The following is an 18932-nucleotide window of genomic DNA, read 5'->3' as shown; positions in this document are numbered from 1 at the left end:
CCCGGCCGCCGACACCCTACTTTGGTGCCCTGAACATATCGACCGGGGAAAGGTGAAACGCTACATCGCTGGAAATCCCTCCTTGCGCAGGACGCGCTGCCACTCCCCCCTTAGTCGCAGCGCCCAGGGGGATTCGACGCTCTCGGCGAAAGCCAAACACCCATCCACATGATTGATGAACGAAAATACGGACCGAAAGCGCCGAAACTCCGCGTGTGCAAGTAGTCCGAAAGTCGAGACGCCATGCACATGCACTTCAATACGCCGGCGAAACTCGGGCGTCAACCTGACGCCGTCGTCGCTAAGCATGAGGCCTAGTACGATGTGCCGCGCACCGGGCGGAATGATGCGTGTCTTCTTGGCGTGAAGGCGGAATCCCTGACCGCTAACACATCTTCTCACCGCATTGATTATTGCCCGCGCCACAGTTCGATCAAACTTGTTTGCCGAGGAAAAGACGAGGTCGTCTGAGTAGCGGGTGTAGGTGAAGCCGTGGTCGTGTGACAGATCGCTTAAAGAGTTGTCGAGGGGTGTAGCCACCGCGTTTGCGAGAGCCCCGCTCGTGGGTCCACCCTGGGGTAGGGAGCCGAGGGTACGGCCATTGTAAGATTGAATCACCGGGTATCGGACTTGATGGCGGGTGGACCAACTTGGCATGGTTGTTGAGCGGGTGCAAAGTCGAGCGAGCTCGAAAGAAACGAGCGGCTCATAGCCACGTGAGCGGAAGACTTTATAGACCTGCACTTCTGTGATGGACCCAAAAAAGTCATGAAGATCAAACTTGAGCATCCATCTCGCGCCAACGTGTTGTTGCGCGCACATCAGGGTGGAGCGCTTCCTGCGATATGCGAAGCTCGCTGGGTGCATAGGTGTGCCCGTCAGGGCTCGTTCTAGGATCAGCCGTTGCACGTCCATCAAGACGGGCTCGGGGGCCGATATCAGCCGACTTCCGCCGGTCTGCTTCTTGCGCATGATGTCGTCGTAAGGGTCAGATGTCCGCTGAACAATACCCCGCAGGTAGAGATACGGTGCGCCCGTGAGATGAGACAAGTGACCCAAGCTGAGAATCGACAGCGCATCATGCGCATCGGTCTTGGTCGTGTTTTTAACCGCTGCGCGGAGGACGGTTTCGGATACCCCGTCGGCTCTTCCGCGAGCAAGATATCGGTGAGGTGGCGGTTGGCTCATCTACTTTTGGTGTATTCCCGAAGGGATGGGCGAGTGCACAGCCAGTCGTCGTCGGCGAAGTGTGCTCGCCCAGCCACGCGTAGCGGCAGCTCGTCCGATGACCACGCCAAGGCGTGGTCCTCGGGCCAGAAGGCCCGACCGACCGGTGCAAGGCACCGGCTTCACTAGGTGCGCCTCCCGCCACCTCACCTTAAGGACTGAGGGTAGTAGGGATCTTGGGACCCGTCTAGGCCTGCCGTCGCGATGCGTTTGAGTCGTTTCGAGTTCTTGAGTTCGTCTCGGCCCCGTTTGGTCACTGTCAAGTCCTCCGAGAGGAAACCAACGTGTTCCAAGAATGCCACCATAGCTTGCAACTGTGTCTCACTTAGGCCCATGATGCGTGAAAGGTCGAGAACCGCGTGATTCCGGTGGGCAAGCAGAGCGAGGAGTGCGAGTAGCTGATCAGCGGGCGCTCTCAGGCGACCGGATTTCAAGGCGCGTGACAGGCGAAGTTGGTTAGCTGCTTCCGCGATGTCCGCGGGATCACGGTGCGAGGGGGCAAAATCCGCAAGTTCTTCAATGAGCTCGCGGGGCACAATCCTTCCTGTGGGGCCGTCCAGAAAGGGCTGCCAGCCCGGAGGTTGGCGGCTCAGCACTTTGGGCAGATTATTCGGCACCGAGATGTGGGTCATGAACAGGCCTCCACTTCCCTTGTGGCCCAATGCCGAATTCCGCTGCCTTCGAGGCGCGTACTGACGGCATACCCGTTCAATCTCCTTGCGCTCGCCATCTGTCCACGGGGCATTATTCAGGGATTGTGCGGGCACAGTGACCGATATCTGATCGATGAACCCCGACTTGACGATAGCTGCGCGTGCGGTCTGCGATATTGCATAACTAGCAACTGCGACTCGGAGCCACCCGAGCGACCGCCAACTTCTAATCCGTGGATTGCGCAGAATGGTGCGGGCAAATTCCACGACTTGTCTCCCGGACCCAGAGTAGTCGGTGACCAGAACGACGAGGCGACAGTGCTGCCGCCTCAATGTCGCAATGCTGCTCGCGGGGTGGAGCCAGCAACTTGGCTCGCGGCCGGGTCGATCACCGGTGAGTTCGCGAATCAAGTTGCCGGTGGCGCCCTCGCTTCCCGGAGTGGAAAGGATAGGCATTCCTGGTTGATAAGTTTCCCAGGCGGTATGCACGTTGCCTGACGCGCTCCGTCCACGAGTGCCGGGTTGCGCGCTCGACTCCAAGGGTGTCGGACTGTTAAGTCGAGCAAGCTCTGCCAAGGATCGTTCGAGATCCTCGATAGAAAGAACTGGCAAGAGCAACCCGGTTCCGTCCTGGAGATTGGTTTCGAGTAATTCAAGTTGCGTTCGAACACCGACGTGAGTTTGACTGGGACTGGCAATCTGGAGGCTGTCGATCAACAACCGCATACTTGGCTGATCTAAGGCGGAGAAATTTGTTAACCACGCGCGGCCACGGGTTGTCTCGCTTGGCAGCATGGCGCTCCTCCGGGGTTTGACGCAAGTGGCTGGTCTCAGGCTAAGCCCGATACGCGCTTTCCGTCACTTCGGCTAATGCGGGTCACCGAACCCATCTGGGAATGGCGCAGAACGGTGTGCATCCTCGACGACCCAGACCGCGGTGTCCGCGGGCAACGCGAGAGTCCCGGCGGTCGCCTTCACGTGCGTGGACGACGCCAGCAGGACGGTGCCGGGGTTCGCAGTCAGCACGGTCTCGGTGCCCATGTTGAGCAGGCAGACGACGGTCTCGTCGTCCCCGGTGCTGCGGATGACGAGGACGTCGCCGGCGGTGCTGACGGTGGCCTGCCCGGAGCCGAGGGCGGGGTGCGCGGCGCGCAGGGCCAGGGCCCGGCGGTAGAGGGTGAGGGTGGAGCTGCCGTCGCGGGCCTGCCGGGAGACGGCGTGCTGCGCCCAGTCGGCGGGGATCGGCAGCCACGGCTGGGAGGCGCCCTCGGGGGAGAAGCCGACGCCCTCGGTGTCGTTCCACGGCATCGGCACGCGGCAGCCGTCGCGGCCGGCGCGGGCGCCGCCGCTGCGGTGGAAGATCGGGTCGAGCTTGGCCTCGTCGGGCACGACGGCCTGCGGCAGGGCCAGCTCGTCGCCGGCGTACAGGTAGGGCGAGCCGGGCAGCGACAGCATCAGCAGCGCCGCGGCCCGGGCGCGGGCGGTGCCGAGCGCGCCGCCGCCGAACCGGCTGACCTGACGGTCCTTGTCGTGGTTGCCGAGCACCCAGGAGACCGGGGCGCCGACGGTGGCGAAGGCGTCCAGGGCGGTCTGCACGCCGTCGGCGAAGGCGGCGGTGTCCCAGCCGGACTTGATCAGCCGGAAGGAGAAGGACTGGTGCAGCTCGTCGGGGCGGGAGTACTTCGCGACCTGGTCGAGGTCGGCCAGGCAGACCTCGCCGACCAGCATGCTGCCGGGGTACTCGTCGCAGATCGCGCGCCACCGGCGCCACACGTCGTGCACCTCGGGCTGGTTCCAGGTCATGGCCTGCTCGGGGCCGTGCCCGAAGAGGGTGGGGGAGTAGGCGCCGGGGTTGTCCCGCAGGCCGGCGTCCTTGATCAGGCCGTAGGCGACGTCGACCCGGAAGCCGGAGACGCCGCGGTCCAGCCAGAACCGCAGGGTGGTGTCGAAGTCGTCGGCGACGGCGGGGTCGCGCCAGTTCAGGTCGGGCTGCTCGGGGGCGAACAGGTGCAGGTACCAGCGGCCGTCGGGGGTGCGTGACCAGGCCGGCCCGCCGAAGAGGGACTGCCAGTTGTTCGGCGGCTCCTCCGAGGGCGGTGCGAAGTGGTACCTGGACGCCTCGGGGGCGTCGGGGTCGGCCAGTGCGGCCTGGAACCAGGCGTGCTGGTCGGAGGTGTGGTTGGGGACGACGTCCAGGACCACGCGCAGGCCCAGTTGCCGGGCGTCGGCGATGACCGCCTCGAGGTCGGCGAGGTCGCCGTAGTCGGGGTCGACGGCCCGGTAGTCGCTGATGTCGTAGCCGCCGTCGGCACCGCCGGAGGGGTAGTGCGGGTTGATCCACAGCGCGTCCACGCCCAGCCAGGACAGGTAGGGCAGCCGGGACCGTAGGCCCGCCAGGTCACCGATGCCGTCGCCGTTGGAGTCGGCGAAGGAGCGCAGGTAGACCTGGTAGACGACGGCGGAGCGCCACCACTCCAGCTCGGACGCGGGCGCTGTGGGGGACGGCAGCGCTGCCAGCCGGGGTGCCATGACTCCGTCATCGGCAGCCCGGGCCGACAACCTGTGGCCCAGCTCACCAGAAGGGTGAGACGGATTCTGGCGGATCTCGCCAGCGCTGAACGGCGCCTACATTCGCGGCATGCCTCTCGGGCGCAGGCCACTGGACGAACTCCGCGAGACCGTCGGCCGCCTGGGCGAGCAGCTCCCGCGGCCCGGCGGACGGGGTGTGGACGAGTTCGTGGGCGACCTCTTCGGCGGCCGGACGCCGCCGGGGCGGCCCCTGGAGGTCGTCCAGTCCGAGCTCGACGGGCTCGTCGGCCTCGCCGCGGTGAAGGAGCAGGTGCAGGCGCTCGTGGCGTTCCTGCAGGTGCAGGCCCGCCGCAAGGAGCACGGTCTGCCGGAGGCGGCGACGTCCCAACACCTGGTGTTCCTCGGGAACCCGGGCACGGGGAAGACGACGGTCGCCCGGCTGCTGGCCGAGATGTACCGGGCGGTCGGGCTGCTGCAGAAGGGCCACCTGGTGGAGGTGGACCGGGCCGCGCTGGTCGGCCAGCACGTCGGCGCGACGGCGATCAAGACCGACCGGGTGGTGCGCAGCGCCCTGGACGGCGTGTTGTTCATCGACGAGGCCTACTCGCTGGCCCCCGAGGGCGACGGGCGGCAGGACTTCGGGCCCGAGGCGATCGAGGTGCTGCTCAAGCGCATGGAGGACCACCGGCACCGGCTGGTGGTCATCGTGGCCGGCTACCCCCGGCTCATGGAGTCGTTCCTGCTGTCCAACCCGGGTCTGCGCTCGCGCTTCGCCCGCGAGGTCCGGTTCCCCGACTACTCCACGGCCGAGCTCGAGGCGATCTTCGTGAGCATCGTGGCCCAGCAGGAGTACGTCCTGGAGGCCGGCGCGCTGGACACCCTCCGCCGCACCCTGGCGGGCGTCCAGGCCGGTGAGGACACCGGCAACGCGCGCTTCGCCCGCACCCTGTTCGAGCAGGCGCTGAACCGCCAGGCGCTGCGGCTGGCCCGCGACGAGAGCCGGGACATGGGGTCGCTGGACCGGTCCGACGTCACCACCCTGACCGCCGAGGACGTCGCCGAGGCCTCCCGCTCGCTGGGCGGTGAGCCGGGGACGGCGCCCGAGCTGTCGCGCTGGCAGCGCTGGCTCACCTGAGGGCCCCGGTCCGCCGGGCCGGGTGCCGGCAAGGCAGCCTGGGTCGGTGACCGACGACCGTGACCCCTTCGTCCGGGTGCGCGGGGCCCGGGAGCACAACCTGCGCGACGTGGACGTCGCCGTCCCGCGGGACTCGCTGGTCGTGTTCACCGGGGTGTCGGGGTCGGGGAAGTCCTCGCTGGCGTTCGGCACGATCTACGCGGAGGCGCAGCGCCGGTACTTCGAGTCGGTGGCGCCCTACGCGCGGCGGCTGATCCAGCAGGTGGGTGCCCCGGCGGTGGAGGAGATCACCGGCCTGCCGCCGGCGGTGGCGCTGCAACAGAGCCGGGGGACGCCCAGCAGCCGCTCGACGGTGGGCACGGTGACGACGCTGTCGAACTCGCTGCGGATGCTGCTGTCCCGGGCGGGCACCTACCCGGCCGGTGCCGGGCGGCTGGACTCCGACGCGTTCTCCCCGAACACCGCGGCCGGTGCGTGCCCGGAGTGCTCGGGGCTGGGCTCGGTGCACGAGGTCACCGAGCAGACGCTGGTGCCCGATCCGTCGCTGAGCATCCGGGACGGCGCGGTCGCGGCCTGGCCCGGTGCCTGGCACGGCAAGAACCTGCGCGACATCCTCACCGAGCTGGGCCACGACATCGACCGGCCGTGGCGGGACATCCCCGCGCAGGAGCGGGACTGGATCCTGTTCACCGACGAGCAGCCCGAGGTCACCGTGCACCCGGTGCGCGGGCCGGGTCAGATCCAGCGCGACTACGTCGGCCGCTACCAGGGCGCCCGGGCCTACGTGATGCACACGCTGGCGGCGACGAAGAGCCCGACGCTGCGCCGCCGGGTGATGCAGTACGTGACGACGCGGCCGTGCCCGGTGTGCGGCGGCGGCCGGCTGCGGCCGGACTCCCTCGCCGTCACCGTGGCGGGGCGGAGCATCGCCGAGCTGACCGAGCTGCCGATGACCGAGCTGACCCCGGTGCTGGAGTCGGCGGAGCTGCCCGAGGTGGGGCGGGGCATCGTCGCGGACCTGGTGGCCCGGATGGCGGTGCTGATCGACCTGGGCCTGGGCTACCTGGCGCTGGACCGGACGACGCCCACGCTGTCGCCGGGGGAGCTGCAGCGGCTGCGGATCGCCACCCAGCTGCGCTCGGGGTTGTTCGGCGTGGTCTACGTGCTGGACGAGCCGTCGGCGGGTCTGCACCCGGCGGACACCGAGCAGCTGCTCACCGTGCTGGACCAGCTGACCGCGGCGGGCAACTCGTTGTTCGTCATCGAGCACGACATGGCGATCGCCCGCCGGGCGGACTGGATCGTCGACGTCGGCCCCGCAGCCGGGGTGCACGGTGGGCGGGTGCTCTACAGCGGCCCGGTCGCCGGCCTGGCCGACGTGGCGGAGTCGGTGACGCGACCGTTCCTGGTCGACCGGCCGCCGGTCTCCCGGGTCCGGCGCTCGTCGTCGGGCGAGCTGGTGCTGAGGGGGATCACCCGGCACAACCTGCGCGAGGTCGAGCTGGTGCTGCCGCTGGGCGTGCTCACCGCGGTGACCGGGGTGTCCGGGTCGGGGAAGTCGACGCTGGTGAGCCAGGTGCTCGCCGACGTGGTGGCCCGACACCTGGGCACCCCGTCGGACGACGAGGAGCACGAGGTGCTCGACATCGGGGGTGTCGAGGCGCGAGGGCTGGAGCAGATCGACCGGCTGGTGCGGGTGGACCAGAAGCCGATCGGCCGGACGCCGAGGTCGAACCTGGCGACCTACACCGGACTGTTCGACGTCGTCCGCAAGCTGTTCGCGGGCACCGCCGAGGCCCGGGCGCGGGGCTGGTCAGCGGGCCGGTTCTCCTTCAACGTCGTCGAGGGCCGCTGCCCGACGTGCCAGGGGGAGGGTGCGGTGACCGTCGAGCTGCTGTTCCTCCCCGGCACCTACGCGCCCTGCCCGACGTGCGGGGGAGCCCGGTACAACGCCGAGACGCTCGAGGTCACGCTGGACGACAAGACCATCGCCGAGGTGCTCGACCTGACCGTCGAGGCCGCGCAGGGGTTCTTCGCCGATGTGCCCGCGGCCGCCCGCAGCCTGGCCGCGCTGGCCGAGGTCGGCCTGGGCTACCTGCGGCTGGGCCAGCCGGCGACCGAGCTGTCCGGCGGGGAGGCGCAGCGGGTGAAGCTGGCGAGCGAGCTGCAGCGCGCCCGGCGCGGGCACACGCTCTACGTGCTGGACGAGCCGACGTCGGGGCTGCACCCCGCTGACGTCGAGGTGCTGATGCGGCAGCTGCAGTCGCTCGTGGAAGCCGGCAACACGGTGGTGCTGGTCGAGCACGACATGGACGTCGTCGCCCAGGCGGACTGGGTGGTGGACATGGGGCCGGGTGGTGGCGACGCCGGCGGCCGCGTCGTCGCCCGCGGGGCACCGGAGCAGGTGGCCGCGGCGGGGAGCCCGACCGCCCGGTTCCTCACTCCGCGTCTGCCGACATCGGGCTGACCGACCAGTCCACCGATGAGTTCCCCGGCCCGTACGGGTCTCACCGTCATCGACGCCTGCTGACCGATGGAGGAGACCGTGGACGACGTCTGGCCGCTGGTGCACGCTGAGCGTGCCGCGCTGATCGCCGACCTCGCCGAGGTCGACCCGGCACGGTGGGACGAGCCTTCCCTCTGCGAGGGCTGGACGGTGCACGACGTCGTCGCCCATCTGATCGACTCGGCCCGGACGACCCGGCTCGGGTTCGTGGGCGGTCTCGTCCGATCGCGCTTCGACTTCGACCGGCTCAACGCCCGCGGCGTGCAGCGCGAGCGCGGCGCCACGCCGCAGCAGACGCTCGACCGGTTGCGCCAGGTCGCGTCACGGCGGTCGACCCCGCCGGCTCCGTTGGACAGTCGGCTGGTGGAGGAGGTCGTCCACGGGGAGGACATCCGGCAACCCCTCGGCCTCTCCCGCACCCATCCGTCAGAGGTCCTCACCCGGGCCCTCCTCCTGCAGGCCCGCACCCCGGCCTCGCTCGGCGGCGCGAAGGACCTGGTGGCGGCCGTCCGCCTGCGCGCGATTGATGCCGACGTAGCGGTGGGCGGCGGGCCGGAGGTGCAGGGCCCGGTGTTGACGCTGCTGCTGGTGGCCTGCGCGCGGCGGGTCTCGCTGGACGACCTGCGCGGACCGGGGGTCAGCGTGCTCGCAGCCGCGAGTCGATCCGCCGCTGGGTCAGCCGGTCGTCCCCAGGCAGCTGCGGAAGGTCTGGACCATCAGCGGGACGTCCTCGGCTGACGCCAGTTCCCGTACGGAGTGCATGGCCAGCTGCGGAGCGCCCACGTCCACCGTCGACAGCCCCAGCCGCGTGGCCGTCAGGGGTCCGATCGTGGAGCCGCAGGGCAGGTCGGCGCGGGTGACGAAGTGCTGCACCGGCACCCCGGCCGCCTCGCACCGCTCGGTGAACCACCCACCCGACACCGCATCCGTCGCGTAGGCCTGGTTTGCGTTCAGCTTGAGCACCGGCCCACCACCCAGCACCGGCTGGTGCGAGGGCTCGTGCCGCTCCGAGCGGGTCGGGTGCACCGCGTGCGCCATGTCCGCACTGACCAACTTGGACGCCGCGATGGTCCGGGCGAACGCCTGCGGCTCCGGTCCGGCCAGCCGGCCGATCACGTCCTCCAGGAACGAGCCGCGCGCACCGGACGCCGAGCCGGAGCCGACCTCCTCGTGGTCGTTGCAGACCAGCACCTGGGTGTGACGCGTTTCCGCGGAAACGCCCAGCAGCGCCAGCAGCCCCGAGTGGCAGCAGGCCAGGTCGTCCAGCCGGGGCGCGGCGATCCACGAGCCGTCTGCCCCGGCGCGGGCCGCGGGCTGGGTGTCGGCGAGCACCAGGTCGTGGCCGACGACGTCCCCGGCCGAGACGCCGGCGGCAGTCGACAGGGCCTCCAGCAGGCCGGGCTCGGTGCCCAGGTCGGCGCCCCACACGGGCTGCAGGTGGCGCTGCGGGTCGAGGGTCAGGCCCTCCCGCACCGAGCGGTCCAGGTGGATCGCCAGAGAGGGCAGCCGCAGCGGTGCACCGGGGAGCGTGACCAGCGTCGTCGTCCCACCGCGCAGCGCCAGCCGGCCGGCGACGGTGAGGTCGCGGTCCAGCCAGGTGTGCCACAGGCCGCCGCCGTAGGGCTCCACGCCGACCAGTCGGTAGCCGGCCTGCCGCACGTCCCACCGCGGGCGCACCTTGAACGTGGGGGAGTCGGTGTGCGCGCCGATGATCCGCAGCCCGGCCTCCGCCGTGGGCTCGGTGCCCACCCGCACGGCCACCACGCTCGCCCCGCGCACCGTGAACACGGCGGCCCCGGGCGACAGCTCCCACAGGTCGGTCTCGGCCAGCTCTCGGAACCCGCCCGCGGTCAACCGGCGGGCGATCTCGGCGGCCGCGTGGCCGGGGGAGGGCGAGGCGTCGACGAACGCGCGGAGGTCGTCACCGAGGGAGAGGTCCACGTCACCAGTCTCGCGCACCCCGTACCGTTCCCCGCCGCGCCCTGCACGATCACCTGGAGTCCCCGCATGACCGGTTCCACCCTGGGCGTCGAGGAGGAGTTCCACCTCGTCGACCCCACCACCGGCGCGCTGGCCGCCAGTTCCGCCGTCGCCGACGCCGCCGTCCGCGGCGAGGCCGGCCCGCACGTCCAGCCCGAGATCTCCACGACCCAGCTGGAGACGGCGACCGGCGTGTGCCGCACCCTCGACGAGGTCCGCGCCGCCCTGGTCGCCACCCGCCTGGAGGCCGTCGCCGCCGCGCAGACCGACGGGCTCACCGTCCTCGCCGCCAGCACCCACCCCACGGCCGCCGTCAGCGACCTCGTCCTCACCGACGCCCCCCGCTACCGCGCGATGGTCCAGCGCTGGGCCGGCCTCGCGCTCGGCCAGGACATCTGCGGCACCCACGTGCACGTCGGCGTCGACTCCCTCGACGTCGCCGTCGGCGTCATGGACCGGGCCCGCCCGTATCTCCCGCTGCTGCTGGCGATGACCGGCAGCTCGCCGTTCCACACCGGCGCCGACACCGGCCACGAGTCCTGGCGCACCGTCTGGTGGTCCCGCTGGCCGGTGTCCGGCCCGCCCGAGCCGATGGGGGACGCCGACGGCTACCGCGCCGTCATCGCCTCCCTCGTCGGCACCGGCATGGTCCCCGACGGCTCGCAGGTCTACTGGGACCTGCGTCCCTCCACCCACGTGCCCACCGTCGAGTTCCGGATGGGCGACGTCTGCACCGACCCCGACGACGCCGTCCTGCACGCCGCGCTGTGCCGCTCCCTGGTCAGCACCCTGGCCGGCCGGCTGGACACCCCGGCACCGGTCGTCCGGCCCGAGCTGCTGCGCGCGGCCCGCTGGCACGCCGCCCGGCACGGCCTCGGCGGCCAGCTCGTCGACCCGCTCACCGGCACCCGCGTGCACGCCGCGGACGCCGTCCGGGCACTGCTCGCCGAACTGCGCGAGGACCTGGACAGCCGCGGCGAGCTGGCCGAGGTCACCGCGCTGGCCGAGCAGCTCCTCGCCCGCGGGACGTCGGCCGCCCGCCAGCGGCGGGTCCTCGCCGAGGACGGCGACCCCGGCGCCGTCGTCCGGGACCTGCTGCGGGTGGGGCGCACCGCCGTCTGAGGCGGGCCCGGCTACTCCTCCCCGTACGCCTCGATCCGTGGGTCGTCCGGCGGCACCTGGCGCAGCGAGCCCAGCATGGCCTCCACCGAAGCCAGGTCGCCGGGGACGAATCGGCTGATGGCCGTGACGCCGGGTTCGACGTCCACCGCGAGGGTGATGTACCCAGGGGAGCCCGGAGGCCCGCCCTCGGCCTCGCTGCCGCGGACCGGGCTGACCACAGCCGGCCGTCCGTCCAGCTCGGTCAGCCGGTCGTCGACCCAGGCGGACGCGGCCGCAGGCACGTGCGGCTCGGGGTTGCTGTGGACGTCGAAGCCACGACCCCCGAGCCCGCCGTCAGCGCCGACGGTCCAGCTGGTCCCACCGGTCGGGAGCACGTACGGGTCGCCGGTGCGGAGGTGGATCAGCGACCAGGCGGAATCGACCGCCTGCCAGGTGACGTCCGGTCCATCGACCGTGACACCGTCCAGTTGGCGGCGCGCCTCCTCCAGTCCGAGACCGACGACCTCAGCGGTCCACTGCCGACCGCTGGAGTCGGTCCACAACCACCGGTGGATCTCGGCGTCGATCGGGCCGGCAGGGTCGACGGCGTAGTCGAAACGGCGGGCCGACGCGCCGAAGACGGTGTCGGGGACCGAGTCCCGATCGACCACCGGTGCGTTCACGTAGGCCTCCACCGGACCTCGGATCGCGAGCCGACCGGTCACCACGCCAGTGGAGTCGAGCTGCAGCGCCACCAAGGACGGGACGTCGCAGTTCTGTGACCTCTCGTGCCGGACGAAGATCTCGCTGTACTCCCAACCGGGTGGCAGCTCGTCCGGCAGCAGGCGGACCTCAGCCTGCGCCGGGTCGACGGCGGTGGCGAAGCCGTTCGCGCAGGCGAACTCGCCGTTCTGCGCGACCGCGACCGCCAGGGACAGGCCGGGTGGCGCGGTGCCGTCCTCGTCCTGGCCCACGACGTCCACCACGATGGGGACCGCCGTCAGCACGGCCGCCGCAGCCGCGACCAGGGCCAGTCGGGTGCGGGGGCGCAGCCGTCGCGCCCCGGACCGGGGAGCGGCTGTGCGTCCGGCGTCGACCCGGGCCCGTGCTCGGGTCAGGAGTGCGCTCAGCTCGGCGGTGTCCAGGTCGGCGGGTGCGTGGTGGGTCAGCCGGTCGATGAGGGGGTCGGTCACGGGGTGCCTCCACGGTGCGGGGCTGGGGTCCGGTCGAAGTCGATCTCGCCTGCCACGTCGACGAGCTGGGTGAAGCGGCGGCGGGCCCGGTGCAGTCGCACCCGCAGTGCCCCGCGGGAGCAACCCAGGGCCTCCGCCGCCTCCTCGGGGGTGAGGCCGTTCCAGGCGAGCAGCGTGAGCAGCTCGCGGTCGGCATCAGACAGGGCGCGCAACGCGGCGAAGGTGGCGCTGTCGGTGTCCAGCAGCGGCCAGACGTCGTCCGCGACGTCGCCACCATGGGCGCCGTCGGCCAACGCGAGCAGCCGCTCGGACAGCGCGCCCTGACGCCGACGGGTCCGGCGGGCGTTGGCCGCCACCCCGCGCGCCACCCCCAACAGCCACGGGAGCCCGAACTCGGGCACCTCCTCCAGCCGCCGCCACGCGACGGTGAAGGTGTCGGCCACGACGTCCTCGACGTCGTCGGGCAGGACACGGGACCGGGCGTAGCGGACGACGGCTGCCGCGTGGTCGGCCCACAGGCGGTCGAACCGCGCGTCGCCGGACTCAGCCACGGAGACCTCTCAGCGTGCTCACACCCGGGGAGTGTCCGGCTCCCGCGGAACGGTTACACACCTCGACGGGACGGCGTCGCGCGCCCGCTCCGGAGTCCGTAACACCGGGGCATTGCCCCTGTGACGTCGGCGGTCCAAGGTGAGCCGCATCCGGTCCGAGGGGGCCGGCGTCCCGGAGGCCCGACGTGACCGCTGAACCCACCGCCCCGCCCAGCACCACCACCGGGACCAGCGAGTACCTGGCGAAACGACAGCTGCGCACCGGCACCGCCGGGTGGGTGCTGCTGGCCGGCCTCGGCGTCGCTGCCGTCATCTCCGGGGACTACGCCGGCTGGAACTTCGGCCTGGCCGAGGGCGGGTTCGGCGGGCTGCTGATCGCCGTCGTCCTGATGGGGGTCATGTACACCGCGATGGTGTTCGGCCTGGCCGAGCTCGGCGCCGCGCTGCCGACCGCGGGCGGCGGCTACACCTTCGCCCGCCGCGCACTGGGCCCGTGGGGCGGCTACGCCACCGGCATCGCCGTCCTCATCGAGTACGCCATCGCCCCGGCCGCCATCGCCACCTTCATCGGCGGCTACGTGGAGTCCCTCGGGCTGTTCGGCATCACCGACGGCTGGTGGGTCTACCTGGCCGTCTACGCCCTGTTCATCGGCATCCACCTGATGGGCGTCGGCGAGGCGCTCAAGGTGATGATGGCCATCGCCGCGGTCGCCGTCGTCGGCCTGGTGCTCTTCCTGCTCGGCGCGATCCCCGCCTTCGACGCCGCCAACCTCACCGACATCGCCCCCACCGACGCCGCCGGCGCCTCCGAGTGGCTGCCCTTCGGCATCCTCGGCGTCTGGGCCGCGTTCCCCTTCGCGATCTGGTTCTTCCTCGCCGTCGAGTGCGTGCCGCTGGCCAGCGAGGAGGCCAAGGACCCGGCCCGGTCCATGCCCAAGGGCATCGTCGCGGCCATGGCGGTGCTGGCCACCCTCGCCGTCCTGATGCTGGTCTTCACCACCGGCGCCGGCGGTGCGCAGGTCATCTCCACCTCCGCCAACCCGCCGGTCGACGGGCTCGCCCCCGGCACCCTGCAGACCGTCGTGAACTACATGGGCCTCGTCGGCCTGGTCGCCAGCTTCTTCTCCATCGTCTACGCCTACAGCCGGCAGACCTTCGCCCTCTCCCGCGCCGGCTACCTGCCGCGCTCGCTGTCGGTGACCAACAGCCGCAAGGCCCCGGTGCTCGCGCTGATCGTCCCCGGCGTCATCGGCTTCCTGCTCACCCTCACCGGCCAGGGCGCCGTGCTGCTCAACATGGCGGTCTTCGGGGCGGCGGTGTCCTACGTCTTGATGATGGTCAGCCACATCGTCCTGCGCCGCCGCGAGCCCGACCTCGAGCGGCCCTACCGGACCCCCGGCGGCACCGTCACCACCGGCATCGCGCTGGTGCTCGCCGTCCTCGCCGTGCTGGCCACCTTCCTGGTCGACCCGCTCGCCGCCGGGCTCACCCTGCTCGCGCTGCTCGCCTTCCTGGCCTACTTCGCCCTCTACAGCCGGCACCACCTGGTCGCGTCGGCCCCCGAGGAGGAGTTCGAGGCACTCGCCGCCGCCGCGGACGACGTCCGATGACCGCGCGCCGGACGACGCTGTCGGGCCACACCCACGAGTTCCCGTCCCTGGTCGAGGTCATGGCCAAGGCGACGCCGGCGCGCTCCGGCGACGTCCTCGCCGGGTGTGCGGCCTCCTCGGAGGCCGAACGGGTCGCCGCCCAGGTGGTGCTCGCCGACCTGCCGCTCACCACGTTCCTCGACGAGCAGGTCGTCGGCTACGACGAGGACGACGTCACCCGCCTCGTCCTGGACACCCTGGACGTCGACGCCCTGGCGCCGGTCCGCTCGCTGACCGTCGGCGGGTTCCGGGAGTGGCTGCTGGCCCGCGCGGCCGAGGGCGACGAGGCGGCCATCACCGGGCTGGCCCGCGGTCTCACCCCGGAGATGGTCGCCGCCGTCTCCAAGTTGATGCGCAACGCCGACCTGATCGCCGTCGGCCGGCGGGCCCGGGTGGTCACCGGGCTGCGCTCCACGATCGGGCTGCCCGGCCGGTTGGCGTCCCGGCTGCAGCCCAACCACCCCACCGACGACGCGGTCGGCGTCACCGCCTCGCTGCTGGACGGGCTGCTGCACGGCTGCGGGGACGCCGTCATCGGGATCAACCCGGCGACCGACTCCCCGGCGCAGACCATCGCGCTGCTCGAGCTCATCGACGCCGTCATCACCCGGTACGAGATCCCCACGCAGTCCTGCGTCCTCGCCCACGTGACGACGACGCTGCGGGCCATCGAGCAGGGCGCGCCGGTCGACCTGGTGTTCCAGTCCGTCGCCGGCACCCAGGGCGGCAACGAGGGCTTCGGGGTGACCCTCGCGCTGCTCGACGAGGCGGTCACCGCTGCCCGCGAGCTCAAGCGGGGCACGGTCGGGACCAACGTCAGCTACTTCGAGACCGGGCAGGGCTCGGCGCTGTCGGCCGGTGCGCACCTGGGCGTGGGCGGGGCGCCGGTGGACCAGCAGACCCTGGAGTGCCGGGCCTACGGCGTCGCCCGCCACTACGACCCGCTGCTGGTCAACACCGTCGTCGGGTTCATCGGGCCGGAGTACCTGTACGACGCCAAGCAGGTCATCCGGGCCGGCCTGGAGGACCACTTCTGCGGCAAGCTGCTCGGCCTGCCGATGGGCGTCGACGTCTGCTACACGAACCACACCGACGTCGACGGCGACGACACCGACACCTTGACCCTGCTGCTCGGGGCCGCGGGCTGCTCGTTCGTCATCGCCGTCCCGGGCTCGGACGACGTGATGCTGCACTACCAGTCGCTGTCCTTCCAGGACGTGCTCACCGCCCGCCAGGTGCTCGACCTGCGGCCCGCGCCGGAGTTCGAGGCGTGGCTGCAGCGGATGGACCTCGTGGACGGCGCCGGCCGGGTCCGCGAGCTCACCGCCGACGCCCCGCAGGCCCGCGCGCTGCTGGCGGCCGCCCGGTGAGCCGGCGGCACCCGCACCAGGCGGGGGAGTGGCGCGTGGTCTGGCGGCTGCTGGTCAGCACCCTGCGTCCGCTGCGGAGGACCCGGTGAACGTCGTGCCCTCCTCGCACCCCAAGGACCCCGACCCGTGGGACGTGCTGCGCAACGCCACCCGGGCCCGGGTCGCGCTCGGCCGCGCCGGGGACGGCCTGCCCACCGCGCGGCTGCTGGAGTTCAAGGCCGCGCACGCCGCCGCCCGGGACGCCGTCCACTCACCGCTGGACGCCGCCTCCGTCGTGGCGGGCCTGCGGCAGACCGGGCTCGACGTGCTGGAGGTGCGCTCGGCCGCCCCCGACCGGGCCACCTACCTGCAGCGCCCCGACCTCGGCCGGCGGCTGGCTGAGGACACCGAGCTGCCCGCCGGCGACCACGACCTCGCCCTCGTGGTGGCCGACGGGCTGTCCCCGCGGGCCGTCGAGGAGCACGCCGCCGGGACCGTCGCCGCCGTGCTGGAGCGGTTGCCCGGCTGGTCGATCGCGCCGATCGTCGTCGCGCACCAGGCCCGGGTGGCCCTGGGCGACCCGGTCGGCGAGGCGCTCGGTGCGCGGATGGTCGTCGTCCTGGTGGGGGAGCGGCCCGGCCTGTCCTCGGCGGACAGCCTGGGGCTGTACCTGACCTTCGGCCCGCGCACCGGCCGCGCCGACAGCGAGCGAAACTGCATCTCCAACGTGCGCCCGCCGCACGGGCTGGGCTACGCGCAGGCCGCGGACACCCTGGTCGGGCTGCTGCAGGCCAGTCGGGAGCTGGGTGCCTCCGGGGTCGTGCTCAAGGACGAGGGGATCGCGCTGCCGCCGGGCGCCGGCTGAGCTGGCACGCTTCCCGACGTGGCGAACAACGCGGTGAGCACGGTGACGGTCTGGTCGCCCGACCCGGGCGCGCTGGCCCGGGTCGAGGCCGCGGTCGCCGCGCCCGACGTCGACCGACGCGGGCTGCTGCGGCGGACGACGTCCCCCGGGAGCGTGTTCTCCCTGGAGACGATCGTGCCCAGCGGCATGGACGTCGACGCCTGGGACTGGGAGCGGGCGGTGCAGCTGTGGGGCACCGCCCGCCCTGAGACCGACGCGACCCTCGACGTCCGGACGCCCGACCGGCTCGTCTACCGGCTGGTGACCGCGTTCGCCCCGCCGTCGGACGTGCTGCGGGCGCTGTCGGCGGCCCACCCCGGGGTCGTGGTGCACGTGGTGACCACCTGCGAGAGCGAGTACGCCAGCACCGCCTGGTACCTCCGCGGGACGACGCTTCGCGAGGAGGAGACCGGCCTGGACCTCACCGACGAGCAGTGGGAGGACTGGGACGGCGAGTGGGACCTGCCGCCGCGCTGGGCCTTCGCCGCCGCGACCGCCCGGGAACTGGCCGGCTGAGATGCTCCTATGCCTCGTCAAGTGGTCAGGACGTGGTGGATCTCGCGGGCGATGTAGCGCTTGAGGCAGCGGATGATCTCGAGGTTGCTGACCAGCACAGCGCCGACACCCGCGACGACGACTCCCGCGGCACCGTCGGGCGGGACACCTCCGGCCCCACGACGGACGACGCGATGACCCGCTCCGAGGAGCGGCTCGACGTCGGGACCGAGTCGGTCGAGGCGGGCCGGGCCCGGCTGCGCAAGCACGTCGTCACCGAGAACGTGACCCGCACCGTGCCGGTCTCCCACGAGGAGGGCCGGAGCTGACCCGGGCAGTGGGCTGAGATGCTCCTATGCCTCGTCAAGTGGTCAGGACGTGGTGGATCTCGCGGGCGATGTAGCGCTTGAGGCAGCGGATGATCTCGAGGTTGCTGAGGCCTTGGGCTCGTCGTCGTTCGGCGTAGTCGCGGGTGGGTTGGTGGGCGGAGAGCCTGACCAGGGCGATGACGTGCAGCGCGTAGTTGGCGTGCCGGTCACCGCCGCGGTTGAGCCGGTGCCGTGTGGTGCGGCCGCTGCTSGCSGGTAGCGGTGCGGTGCCGCAGAGCTGGGCGAAGGCTGCCTCCGAGCGCAGCCGGTCCGGGTTGTCCCCGGTGGTGACCAGCAGCTGGGCGGCGACTTCGGTGCCCACGCCGTAGACGGCCAGCAGCGCCGGGGCTGTCACCTGGACCAGGGGCCGCAGGTCGCTGTCGGCTTCGGTGATCTCCTCGGTGAGAGCGAGGATGCGTCGGGCCAGTCGACGCAGGGTGATCTTGGTGGCCGCGGTGACCGGGTCGGTAGCCCGGGCTGGCTGGTCGGTGGTGCGCAGCCGCCTGCACGTGGCCAGCAGTTCTCGGGTGGACTGCCYGGCCAGGGCCTGGCGCAGCTCGGCCGGGCCGGTGAGCACGACCGCCTTGAGCTGGTTGATCGCCTGGGTGCGGGCCTTGATCGCGCTGCGCCGGGCCACCCGCAGAGTGCGGATGGCCTCGACCCGCCCGTCGCGGGTCTTCGGGGTGCCGGCGGCAGCACCGGAGAGCACGGCGGCCGCAGCGGCGTAGGCATCGATCGGATCGCTCTTGCCCCGCTGCCGGCGGGTCTTGCGGTCGGGCCGGTCGACCTCGATGACCAACAGACCGGCAGCCCGAAGGTCTCGAGCAAGGCCGGCGCCGTAGGCGCCGGTGCCCTCCACCCCGAACGCGGCGACCTCACCGTGTTCACTGGCCCACGCCCGCAGCGCCCGGTAACCCTCCGGGGTCGTGGCGAACCCGGCGTCGGCCACAGGTCGCCCGACCTCGTCGATGACTGCCGCGTGGTGGGTGTCGCTGTGGGTGTCCACCCCGACGGTGACAACCCGCCGGGTGCTGGTCATGCTCGTCATGTCGTCTCCCGCTCGCACCGGTGATGGCGAYGCGCGTCCGGGCGGGCCGGTCGGACAAGACAGTGATGGGTGCCTCTTGCACAGGCTCCTATGAGGTCACGGCCACCCGCCCGGACGTGCGCAACAGCGCCACCGAGAGCCGCCGACAGATCTCAGCCAAGACAGCAACCGCGTCGGTCAGCACACCGGGTCAGACGACCCCCGATGACGCCGCACACCGGGTCAGACGACCCCCGATGACGCC

At 71.7% G+C, this 18932-nt stretch carries 16 protein-coding genes; 9 read left to right on the top strand and 7 right to left on the bottom strand.

The window, feature by feature from the left end; genetic code table 11:
- Window positions 1-60: 60 nt before the first annotated feature.
- From ASG41_RS22925 to ASG41_RS07985, 3 genes are all read right to left on the bottom strand, one after another.
- Window positions 61-1188 carry a reverse transcriptase family protein gene (locus tag ASG41_RS22925; RefSeq protein ID WP_082556710.1) on the bottom strand — a complete coding sequence of 376 codons (1128 nt, stop codon included), beginning with the start codon at window positions 1186-1188 and terminating at the stop codon, window positions 61-63.
- 185 nt (window positions 1189-1373) lie between these two features.
- Window positions 1374-1859 (bottom strand): hypothetical protein, encoded by a 486-nt coding sequence (locus ASG41_RS23520; protein WP_157519195.1) that lies wholly within the window; start codon window positions 1857-1859, stop codon window positions 1374-1376.
- Between the two features lie 888 nt (window positions 1860-2747).
- On the bottom strand, window positions 2748-4409 hold the full coding sequence (locus ASG41_RS07985) for a glycoside hydrolase family 13 protein (RefSeq protein WP_056292440.1): 1662 nt from the start codon (window positions 4407-4409) through the stop codon (window positions 2748-2750).
- A gap of 109 nt (window positions 4410-4518) precedes the next feature.
- On the opposite strand from ASG41_RS07985, the gene ASG41_RS07980 reads away from it, so the two are divergent.
- From ASG41_RS07980 to ASG41_RS07970, 3 genes are all read left to right on the top strand, one after another.
- Window positions 4519-5544 carry an AAA family ATPase gene (locus ASG41_RS07980; RefSeq protein ID WP_056292438.1) on the top strand — a complete coding sequence of 342 codons (1026 nt, stop codon included), beginning with the start codon at window positions 4519-4521 and terminating at the stop codon, window positions 5542-5544.
- Between the two features lie 46 nt (window positions 5545-5590).
- Window positions 5591-8011 (top strand): excinuclease ABC subunit UvrA, encoded by a 2421-nt coding sequence (uvrA, locus tag ASG41_RS07975; protein ID WP_056292432.1) that lies wholly within the window; start codon window positions 5591-5593, stop codon window positions 8009-8011.
- Window positions 8012-8089: 78 nt separating this feature from the next.
- The gene (locus tag ASG41_RS07970) at window positions 8090-8788 is read left to right on the top strand and encodes a maleylpyruvate isomerase family mycothiol-dependent enzyme (protein ID WP_082556709.1); all 699 of its coding nucleotides are present in this window, start codon (window positions 8090-8092) and stop codon (window positions 8786-8788) included.
- Here ASG41_RS07970 and ASG41_RS07965 read toward each other — a convergent pair.
- On the bottom strand, window positions 8726-9991 hold the full coding sequence (locus ASG41_RS07965; protein ID WP_235564635.1) for a M18 family aminopeptidase: 1266 nt from the start codon (window positions 9989-9991) through the stop codon (window positions 8726-8728). The two genes, ASG41_RS07970 and ASG41_RS07965, sit on opposite strands and share 63 nt — an antisense overlap.
- A 66-nt stretch (window positions 9992-10057) precedes the next feature.
- Between ASG41_RS07965 and ASG41_RS07960 the strand changes: the two genes are divergently transcribed.
- Window positions 10058-11152 carry a glutamate--cysteine ligase gene (locus ASG41_RS07960; protein WP_056292429.1) on the top strand — a complete coding sequence of 365 codons (1095 nt, stop codon included), beginning with the start codon at window positions 10058-10060 and terminating at the stop codon, window positions 11150-11152.
- An 11-nt stretch (window positions 11153-11163) separates the two neighbouring features.
- Here ASG41_RS07960 and ASG41_RS07955 read toward each other — a convergent pair whose 3' ends face one another.
- Both ASG41_RS07955 and ASG41_RS07950 read right to left on the bottom strand, forming a co-directional pair.
- Complete coding sequence (locus ASG41_RS07955; protein ID WP_056292427.1) at window positions 11164-12324, bottom strand: hypothetical protein; 1161 nt, start codon at window positions 12322-12324, stop codon at window positions 11164-11166.
- The gene (locus ASG41_RS07950; protein WP_056292424.1) at window positions 12321-12875 is read right to left on the bottom strand and encodes an RNA polymerase sigma factor; all 555 of its coding nucleotides are present in this window, start codon (window positions 12873-12875) and stop codon (window positions 12321-12323) included. Before ASG41_RS07950 ends, ASG41_RS07955 begins: the two co-directional genes overlap by 4 nt.
- Window positions 12876-13060: 185 nt before the next feature.
- Here ASG41_RS07950 and eat point away from each other — a divergent pair, with 185 nt between their 5' ends.
- The 5 genes from eat (at window position 13061) to ASG41_RS23515 (ending at window position 17601) form a co-directional block, all read left to right on the top strand.
- Window positions 13061-14485 carry an ethanolamine permease gene (gene eat / locus ASG41_RS07945; RefSeq protein ID WP_056292422.1) on the top strand — a complete coding sequence of 475 codons (1425 nt, stop codon included), beginning with the start codon at window positions 13061-13063 and terminating at the stop codon, window positions 14483-14485.
- On the top strand, window positions 14482-15894 hold the full coding sequence (locus tag ASG41_RS07940; protein WP_056292420.1) for an ethanolamine ammonia-lyase subunit EutB: 1413 nt from the start codon (window positions 14482-14484) through the stop codon (window positions 15892-15894). The genes eat and ASG41_RS07940 overlap by 4 nt, the downstream gene beginning before the upstream one ends.
- An 85-nt stretch (window positions 15895-15979) precedes the next feature.
- Window positions 15980-16738, top strand: coding sequence for an ethanolamine ammonia-lyase subunit EutC (gene eutC / locus ASG41_RS07935; protein WP_235564633.1), 759 nt, complete (start codon window positions 15980-15982; stop codon window positions 16736-16738).
- An 18-nt stretch (window positions 16739-16756) separates the two neighbouring features.
- Entirely contained in the window at window positions 16757-17293 is a 537-nt protein-coding gene (locus ASG41_RS07930) for a hypothetical protein (protein WP_157519193.1), read from the top strand.
- 173 nt (window positions 17294-17466) lie between these two features.
- The gene (locus ASG41_RS23515) at window positions 17467-17601 is read left to right on the top strand and encodes a DUF2382 domain-containing protein (protein WP_369800001.1); all 135 of its coding nucleotides are present in this window, start codon (window positions 17467-17469) and stop codon (window positions 17599-17601) included.
- 34 nt (window positions 17602-17635) lie between these two features.
- Here ASG41_RS23515 and ASG41_RS07925 read toward each other — a convergent pair whose 3' ends face one another.
- On the bottom strand, window positions 17636-18688 hold the full coding sequence (locus ASG41_RS07925; protein WP_056292415.1) for an IS110 family transposase: 1053 nt from the start codon (window positions 18686-18688) through the stop codon (window positions 17636-17638).
- Window positions 18689-18932 lie beyond the last annotated feature (244 nt).

The organism is Modestobacter sp. Leaf380 (assembly GCF_001424485.1).
Classification (GTDB): Bacteria; Actinomycetota; Actinomycetes; order Mycobacteriales; family Geodermatophilaceae; genus Klenkia.
This window is presented reverse-complemented; position numbering and strand designations above follow the sequence as displayed.

What these genes read in the sequence shown, in the direction of transcription:
- ASG41_RS22925 (WP_082556710.1), bottom strand. Translation starts at nt 1,188, where the DNA reads ATGAGCCAACCGCCACCTCACCGATATCTTGCTCGCGGAAGAGCCGAC.
- ASG41_RS23520 (WP_157519195.1), bottom strand. Translation starts at nt 1,859, where the DNA reads ATGACCCACATCTCGGTGCCGAATAATCTGCCCAAAGTGCTGAGCCGC.
- ASG41_RS07985 (WP_056292440.1), bottom strand. Translation starts at nt 4,409, where the DNA reads ATGGCACCCCGGCTGGCAGCGCTGCCGTCCCCCACAGCGCCCGCGTCC.
- ASG41_RS07980 (WP_056292438.1), top strand. Translation starts at nt 4,519, where the DNA reads ATGCCTCTCGGGCGCAGGCCACTGGACGAACTCCGCGAGACCGTCGGC.
- ASG41_RS07960 (WP_056292429.1), top strand. Translation starts at nt 10,058, where the DNA reads ATGACCGGTTCCACCCTGGGCGTCGAGGAGGAGTTCCACCTCGTCGAC.
- ASG41_RS07940 (WP_056292420.1), top strand. Translation starts at nt 14,482, where the DNA reads ATGACCGCGCGCCGGACGACGCTGTCGGGCCACACCCACGAGTTCCCG.
- ASG41_RS23515 (WP_369800001.1), top strand. Translation starts at nt 17,467, where the DNA reads ATGACCCGCTCCGAGGAGCGGCTCGACGTCGGGACCGAGTCGGTCGAG.